This window comes from Deinococcus sp., assembly GCF_025362455.1.
In the GTDB taxonomy this organism is placed as follows: Bacteria; Deinococcota; Deinococci; order Deinococcales; family Deinococcaceae; genus Deinococcus.
The window spans coordinates 1-7093 of record NZ_JANYGJ010000173.1 but is presented as its reverse complement, the minus strand read 5'-3'; the positions used below and the strand labels follow the sequence as shown (position 1 = coordinate 7093).

Below are 7093 nucleotides of genomic sequence, written 5' to 3'. Positions count from 1 at the left end.
ACTTCAAGGGCCGCCGCCTTTACGCTCAGGCTCCGGCCCAGAAACGGCTCGTAGAATCTTCGGGCTGCGGGGTCGATCAGGAGCGCGGCCAGGCGCGGATCGGTCACGGTCTGGGCCGGAGCGGGCGAGCTACCGGAATCTGGCTCTGTCATCTCCGGTAGCCTAGTGCTTAGGTTCTGGTGGTGCGTGACGACGTGTCTTTCTCGCTGACTCGGCTGGAGCGGGCGTACAGCGCGGTGGTCTTTTGCCACTGGTTCGGCGTGATCCTGCCCGGCGCGGTGATGGTGCTGTATGCCCAGGCGCGGGGCCTCAGTCTGGCGGAAATCGGGCTGTACGGCGCCGTGCAAAGCGCCACCGCCGCCCTGTTCGAGCTGCCCACCGGCAACCTGGCCGACCGGGCCGGGCGCAAACGGGCGGCCCTGGGCGGCGCGGCGCTCCTGGCGCTCAGCACCGGGGCGCTGCTCGTCTCGGCCTCACTGCCGGGCTTTGTGCTTTACGCGGTCCTCGGCGGTTTGGCCCGTGCCCTCAGTTCGGGGGCGCTGGACGCCTGGTTCGTGGACCGGGTACGCGCCCTGGCCCCGGACGCCGACTTGCAGCCGCGCCTGGCCCGCCTGAATACCACCGAATTGCTGGCGCTGGGCCTCGGCCCGCTGGCCGGAGCGGCCCTGCCGGTGCTGTGGCGCGGCCTGAAGCTTGGCGGCGACCCGATGAGCGTGGTGATCGCGGCCTCGCTCCTGGTCAATCTGCTCACGCTGGCGCTGATCTGGACCCGAATCCACGACCCGGAGCGCCCTCAAACCGCCCACCCCCAAACCGACCACCCCCAAACCAACGTGGTGCCCGCGCTGCGAGCGGGTCTGTCCAGCTTACCCACCGCGCTGAAGGAAGCGGCCCATTCGGTTCGCCGTGATTCGCTGCTGCCGCGCCTGCTGCTCCTCGAAGCGCTGGGCGGCGTGGTCGTGGCGGCCTGCCAGACCTTCTGGCAGCCGTTTTTCGCCGACCAGCTCGGCCTGGGGCGAACGAACACCCTGGTGTTCGGCGGTGTCCTCGGCGGGTGCTTTCTGGCTGGAATGGTGGGCAATCTCGTGGCCGCCCGCACTCTGGCCGGGCTGGGGGGCCGCCTCGACTGGCTGGGGCGGCTGAGCCAGGGCGCACAGGCCCTCGCGCTGTTGCTGCTGGCCTGGTCCGGGTCGGTGTGGGCGGCGGCGGGGCTGCTGTGGCTCCTCTACCTCGTGCGTACCGTGCCCATGTCGTCGCTGACGGCCCTGTACAACGAGCGCATCCCTTCAGAGCGCCGCTCACTGATGCTTTCGGTGCTGTCGGTGGCCTTTTTTATCGGCGTGACGCTCGGCAACCTGGGGCTGGGCGTGCTGGCCGAACAGACCTCGGTTCGCGTGGCCTGGACGGTCACGGCGGGCGTGTTGCTGCTGAGTGTCGGGCTGTTCAAGAAACTGGATAGAACAGAGGTTCAGGCGGAGCAGTCAGCTACCGTACAAAAGCCCTGAACCGTCGTCCAGGGGCCTTTATTTCCGGTTGCCTTATCTATTGCGGGTCCATTCGCGCTCAGTCCAGCACGCCCCTCAGCTTCTCCACCCGTAGCCCCTGCGTCGGCGCGTCGAGCACGACCTCACCGCCTCGCAGGGCGACCACGCGCACGCCCAGGCTGAGGGCTTCTTGTAAGTTGTGGGTCACGAACACCACCGTGACCTGCTGCGACTTCCAGATGCCCAGCAGTTCGTCGCTGATCTCGGCGCGGGTGCGGGCGTCCAGGGCCGAGAACGGCTCGTCGAGCAGCAGCAGCCCTGGACGTGTCGCCAGGGCGCGGGCCAGCGAGATGCGCTGGCGCTGCCCACCCGACAGCTCATGCACGCGCCTCTCTCCGTAGTCGCTCAGGCCCACCTGCGCCAGTGCCTCGGCCACGCGCCGGTCCCGCGCCGCACGGGGCAAGCGCTGCGACCTCAGCCCGAAGGCGACGTTCCCGGCCACCGTCAGCCAGGGAAACAGGGCGTGTTCCTGCTGCACCAGCGTCAGCGCCGGGTGCGGACCCTTGATGGGGTGCCCTGCCAGGCGCACCTCGCCCGATTGCGGCCTCAGAAAGCCTGCCAGCACGCCCAGCAGGGTACTTTTGCCGCTGCCGCTCGGCCCCACCACCGTCAGAAATTCGCCCGCTTTGACCTTCAGGTCGAGCGGCCCCAGTCCGGCGGCCATTTTGCTGCCCAGCCCTCGCCCGGCGGAGTGGCCGCTGTAGTGGTACGCCACACCGGAGAGTTCCAGGGTCGCGCCACGCGGCGCTGTGTGAGGATGTCCCGGCTCGTGGCTAGATTCCCCATAGTTCGAGTAATCGGGGGAGGTGGCCTCTTCGAGCGGGTCGGCGGTCACGAGGCCCAGTTTACCTTGCGGCGGGCGAGTGGGCGGATCGGCGGTGGCGAGATCGAAATAGCGTTTGGGTTGAGCGGTCATGCGGCGACCTCCAGGCCGTAGTCACGGCGAATGTGGCCTTCCCAGGCGCGAATGATCAGGTCGAACAGGCCGCCGACCACACCCACGATGATGATGGTGGCGATCACCAGCGCCACGTTCGAGGTATTGCGCCCGACTTCCAGCAGCCGCCCCAGACCGGGATTGGAGGTCAGCAGCTCGGCCCCGATCAGGGCTCGCCAGGCGAAACTCCAGGCGGTTCGCAGGCCGGTGACGATGTTCGGCAGCGCGGCAGGCAGCAGCACCCGCATCACCAGCGCGGCGTTGCTGGCCCCCAGGGTCCGGCCCGCCGTGCGCCAGGCGGGCGGTACGTTGAGCACCGCGCCCGACACCGCCAGCGCCACCGGAATGAAGGCTTCCAGAACCACCACGAACATCACGGCCTTTTCGTTCAGACCCAGAAACAGGATGGCGAACGGCACGAAGGCGATGCTGGGTACGCTCTGAAGGCCCTGAAGGTAGGACCCTACCGTATCGCGCAGAGGCCGCCACAGCGACATGAATAGCCCCACCAGGCCGCCGATCCCGACGCCGAAGAGGTAACCCAGGGCGACGCGCCGCAGCGAATTGCCCACCGAACTCAGCAGCTTACCGTCCTGGGGTCCGCTGCCCCACAGGCCATACGAGAACTCGGTCCAGACCGCTTTGGGGCCGGGGAAGACGTACTTGGGCCAGATCTTGAGCCCGTCGGTGACCAGCCACCAGACGCCCACGATCAGCAGCAGGCCGAGAAATTGCCACAGCAAAGTCCGGCTCCAGGTGCGGCGCGGCGTCAGGCTGGTCGCGGTGGTCATTTACCGCCCAAACCCTTAATGACGCTCAGGTCGATCAAGGTAGTGAAATCGGGCAGCTCGCGGGTATAGCCCGCCGCCACGCTCAGGGCGCCGTACTCCTTCATGGCCTCCGGGTCCACGCTGGACGTGATGCGGGTGCGCTTGAGGGCCAGTTGCAGCACGCGGGGATCGACTTTCTGGTTGGTCAGTTTGTACAGCTCGCTACTGATGGAGGTCTGCGCGGCGAGCGGCGACTTGCTGATCAGGTTGATGGCCTGAAGGTGCGCCCTGAGAAAGCCCTTGACGATCTCCGGGTTGGCCTGCGCGAACTTGGTGTTCACGATCACCACCGCTGACGGGTATTTGCCGCCGCGCCAGACGGTCTTCTCGTCGCCCACGACCTTGTTGCCCTGGGCTTCGAGGATGGCGCCCCAGGGTTCGGGCACGATCACGGCGTCGAGCTGCTTGCTCAGGAAGGCGGCGGCCACGTCGGCGGGCGCCACCGGGCTGATGGTCACGGTGCCGCCGTCGGCCTGCGATTTGAGCCCGCTGGCGCTGAGAATGGCCCGCAAACTAATGTCCTGGGTGTTGCCCAGGCTGGGCACGCCGACTTTTTTGCCAGCCAGGTCTTTGTAAGTCGCGATGCTCACGCCTTTGCGGGCGATGACCACCGCGCCGGCCTCGGAGGCCCCGGCGATGATCTGGATCGGCATGCCCTTGGCCGCCGCGTTGATGGCTGGTCCCGGCCCGATCAGCCCGATGTCGATGGCGCCTGCCGCGAACGCCTCACTGAGCGTGGTGCCCGACACGAAGTCCTTGGTCTCGACTTTCACCCCCTTGATCTGGGCCGTGTAATAGCCCTTCTCGACAGCGATGAGCGCCGGAGCGTGGGTTAAATTGGGAAAGAAGCCGATACGAACGCTGGTCGCGCCCTGTGCGGATACGGAACTGAGGGCGGTGAGGGCGCCTGATGCCAGCAGGGTCGGGGCCAGCATGGTCAGGAGCCGTATGGCCGGTGCCCTGTTGGTAAGTCGCGTCATGTAGACCCTCCGATGAACGTAGTGTGGGGTTGATCGAACTGGGCCGCTCCATTGATCAGACTAAGATCAGAATCGTACCAATCAGGACTGGAAGCGGTTTCTCTAGCAGACCCGAAGTCGGGCCGGACGTGGTGTGAATTTGATGGAAGGCGACGGGCACGGCGGGGGTATGCTCCTCATGTCCTGAACGCCTGAGCTGGTGCTGGGCGCGGTGATGTGGAGCGCCACCTTGACGCCCGGCACATCCGTCCCCATCTACACCCGGTTCAGTTCAGTGCTGAAGCTTCAGTCGGCCTGCTGGTAGGCGCCGCGCAGCACCTCGGCGACTTCGGGGCGGCTGAACTCGGCGGGTAGATGCTCCCCGGCACGCAGTTTCTCGCGGACCTTGGTGCCGCTCAGGACCAGGTGGTGCGAGGCGTCGTGCGGGCAGGTGCGCGAGCTGACCAGTTGCGAGCAGCTCTTGCAGTAGAAGGTGTGCTCGAATTTGAGAATCTGGATACCCAGTTCTTCGGGCGTGTACGCGTCGAAGATTTCCTGGGCGTCGTAGGTGCCGTAGTAGCTGCCGACCCCGGCGTGGTCGCGCCCCACGATGAAATGGGTGGCGCCGTAGTTGCGCCGCGACAGCGCGTGCAGGACCGCCTCACGCGGCCCGGCGTAGCGCATGGCGGCGGGATAGACGCTCAGCAGCGTGCGCTCCGGCGGGTAATAGTTGGCCAGCAGCACGTCATACGCCTTCATGCGGACATCGGCGGGCACGTCATCATTCTTGGTGGTGCCGACCAGTGGGTGCAGCAGCAGTCCGTCCACGAGTTCCAGCGCCACTTTCTGGAGGTATTCGTGGGCGCGGTGAATCGGGTTGCGCGTCTGGAAAGCCACCGTGCTGCGCCAGCCGCGCGCCTCGATCACCTCGCGGACCTCGGCGGGCGTGCGGTGCTGGGCCGGAAACAGTCCACGCGGCACCTCAAATAAGCTGACTTCACCGGCCAGATAGACGTCGCCTACGGCCAGCAGCGCCGCCACCCCAGGATGCTGCGGGTCCTCGGTGCGGTAAACCTCATGGGCTTCGAAACTCTTGCGGGCCTCGTACTGCTCACTGACTTCCAGCGTGCCCACCGGCAGCCCGGCGTGGGTCAATAGGACGCGGCCCTGATACTGCCGGGCGTCCTCGCGGACCACCGGCAGCGTGATCGGCACACTCCAGGGCGTGCCGTTGGCGAGGCGCATGTGCTCGATGACCGAGAGGTAGTCGGCCTCGCCCATGAAGCCGCTCAGCGGGGAGTAGGCGCCGCTGGCGATCATCTCCAGATCGGCGAAGGCGCGGCCATCCAGTTCCAGGCGCGGCAGATCTATGAATTCAGGCAGCTCGAAGTCCTCGCCGGGCCGCAGAAGGCGGTTGACCAGCGTGCCGCCGAGCGGTGTGGGAAGGTGGGTGCCCGCGATCAGGTTGGGGGTGAAGGTGCTCAGCGTCATGGGGGCGTCTCCGGGGGTGGGAATGATCTGGACAGTTTAGTGGATAATTCTGGTCAACTACTCAGGATGTAGAGACGAGTCGGTATGCAGAAAAGAGTCAGGATGTGGAAACTGGCGAGGTCGACAACAGCGGTTCGGGACGCGCCTCACAGCTTGCCCTCACCGGCCCACAGACCGCATTCGGTTTTGCCCTGGCCCGCCCAGCGTCCGGCGCGGGCGTCCTCGCCGGGGCGCACGGCGCGGGTGCAGGGCCAGCAGCCCACGCTCAGGAAACCGTCGGCGTAGAGCGGATTGACCGGCAGGTCGTGCTCGGCGGCGTAGGCTTCGAGCATCTCGCGGGTCCAAAACGCCAGCGGGTTGATCTTGCGCCGGGCGCCCTCTTCGGTAAAGGGAATCTCGGCGCGGGTGCTGGCCTGGTCGCGGCTGCGGGCGTTCAGCAGGGCCGACGGCGCCACTTCGCGCAAATACCGCCCCAGCGGCTCGACTTTCCGGACAGCGCAGCAGGCGTCCGGGTCCGAGGCGTAGAGGTCGCTGAGCGTCTGGCCGTCGTCGGGCGCCGCGCCACTGTTCAGCGTCACGAAGCGCATCTCCGGGTAACGGTCAGCCAGACGGTCACGGGTCGCCAGCGTTTCGGGGAAGTGGTAGCCGGTGTCCACGAACACGACCTCGCCGCTGTAGCCCGCCCTCGCCGCCAGATCGAGCAGCACCACGCCGTTCAGGTTAAATGCACTGGGCATCGTCAGGTCCGGGTGCGCCTGCAAGGCCCAGCGGATGACCTCCAGCGGGTCGGTGTCGGGCGTGAATTCGGGGACGGAGTAGGTATTCACGGTGCTCACCGGGCGATTTTCCAGGGCGGTCATACGCCGACTTCCTGGCGCAGCCCGGCCAGCGGGCGCAACCGAGAGAGGCACTCGGCCACGCTGAGCTGGTCGGTGCGCAGGTGCAGGGCCGGTCGGGTCGGCGCCTCGTAGGGGTCGGAGACGCCGGTAAAGTGCTTGATCTCGCCACGGGTGGCCCTCAGGTACAACCCCTTCACGTCGCGCTCGGTGACGGTCGAGAGCGGCGCGTCCACGAAGATCTCCGAGGCGTTCGGCAGGCCAGCCAGCACCTCGCGGCGGGTGCTCTCGTAGGGGCTGATGGCGCTGACCAGCACCGTGACGCCGTGCCGCGCCAGCAGTCCGGCGACGTAAGCGATGCGGCGCACGTTCATGTCGCGGTCCTCGCGCGAAAAGCCCAGACCTTTGCTCAGGTTCTCGCGCACGGCGTCCCCGTCGAGCAGTTCGGTTTTGATACCCGCTTCCAGCAATTCCTGATACAGCGCGCTGGCGAGCG

At 66.9% G+C, this 7093-nt stretch carries 7 protein-coding genes; 1 reads left to right on the top strand and 6 read right to left on the bottom strand.

Annotated elements, in window-relative coordinates; translation table 11 throughout:
- The first annotated feature begins 194 nt into the window (after nucleotides 1-194).
- Entirely contained in the window at nucleotides 195-1505 is a 1311-nt protein-coding gene (locus Q0R23_RS12930; RefSeq protein ID WP_293913633.1) for an MFS transporter, read from the top strand.
- A gap of 58 nt (nucleotides 1506-1563) precedes the next feature.
- On the opposite strand, the gene Q0R23_RS12925 is transcribed toward Q0R23_RS12930, so the two are convergent.
- From Q0R23_RS12925 to cysC, 6 genes are all read right to left on the bottom strand, one after another.
- Nucleotides 1564-2460, bottom strand: coding sequence for an ABC transporter ATP-binding protein (locus tag Q0R23_RS12925; RefSeq protein ID WP_366520434.1), 897 nt, complete (start codon nucleotides 2458-2460; stop codon nucleotides 1564-1566).
- The gene (locus Q0R23_RS12920) at nucleotides 2457-3272 is read right to left on the bottom strand and encodes an ABC transporter permease (RefSeq protein ID WP_293913631.1); all 816 of its coding nucleotides are present in this window, start codon (nucleotides 3270-3272) and stop codon (nucleotides 2457-2459) included. Before Q0R23_RS12920 ends, Q0R23_RS12925 begins: the two co-directional genes overlap by 4 nt.
- Nucleotides 3269-4291, bottom strand: coding sequence for an ABC transporter substrate-binding protein (locus tag Q0R23_RS12915; protein WP_293913629.1), 1023 nt, complete (start codon nucleotides 4289-4291; stop codon nucleotides 3269-3271). Before Q0R23_RS12915 ends, Q0R23_RS12920 begins: the two co-directional genes overlap by 4 nt.
- A 285-nt stretch (nucleotides 4292-4576) precedes the next feature.
- The gene (gene sat, locus Q0R23_RS12910) at nucleotides 4577-5761 is read right to left on the bottom strand and encodes a sulfate adenylyltransferase (RefSeq protein ID WP_293913628.1); all 1185 of its coding nucleotides are present in this window, start codon (nucleotides 5759-5761) and stop codon (nucleotides 4577-4579) included.
- A 146-nt stretch (nucleotides 5762-5907) separates the two neighbouring features.
- Nucleotides 5908-6621, bottom strand: coding sequence for a phosphoadenylyl-sulfate reductase (locus Q0R23_RS12905; RefSeq protein WP_293913626.1), 714 nt, complete (start codon nucleotides 6619-6621; stop codon nucleotides 5908-5910).
- On the bottom strand, nucleotides 6618-7093 hold a 476-nt coding region (gene cysC / locus Q0R23_RS12900; RefSeq protein ID WP_293913625.1), incomplete at its 5' end, for an adenylyl-sulfate kinase. The genes cysC and Q0R23_RS12905, both read right to left, overlap by 4 nt.

What these genes read in the sequence shown, in the direction of transcription:
- Q0R23_RS12925 (WP_366520434.1), bottom strand. Translation starts at nt 2,460, where the DNA reads ATGACCGCTCAACCCAAACGCTATTTCGATCTCGCCACCGCCGATCCG.
- Q0R23_RS12920 (WP_293913631.1), bottom strand. Translation starts at nt 3,272, where the DNA reads ATGACCACCGCGACCAGCCTGACGCCGCGCCGCACCTGGAGCCGGACT.
- Q0R23_RS12915 (WP_293913629.1), bottom strand. Translation starts at nt 4,291, where the DNA reads ATGACGCGACTTACCAACAGGGCACCGGCCATACGGCTCCTGACCATG.
- sat (WP_293913628.1), bottom strand. Translation starts at nt 5,761, where the DNA reads ATGACGCTGAGCACCTTCACCCCCAACCTGATCGCGGGCACCCACCTT.
- Q0R23_RS12905 (WP_293913626.1), bottom strand. Translation starts at nt 6,621, where the DNA reads ATGACCGCCCTGGAAAATCGCCCGGTGAGCACCGTGAATACCTACTCC.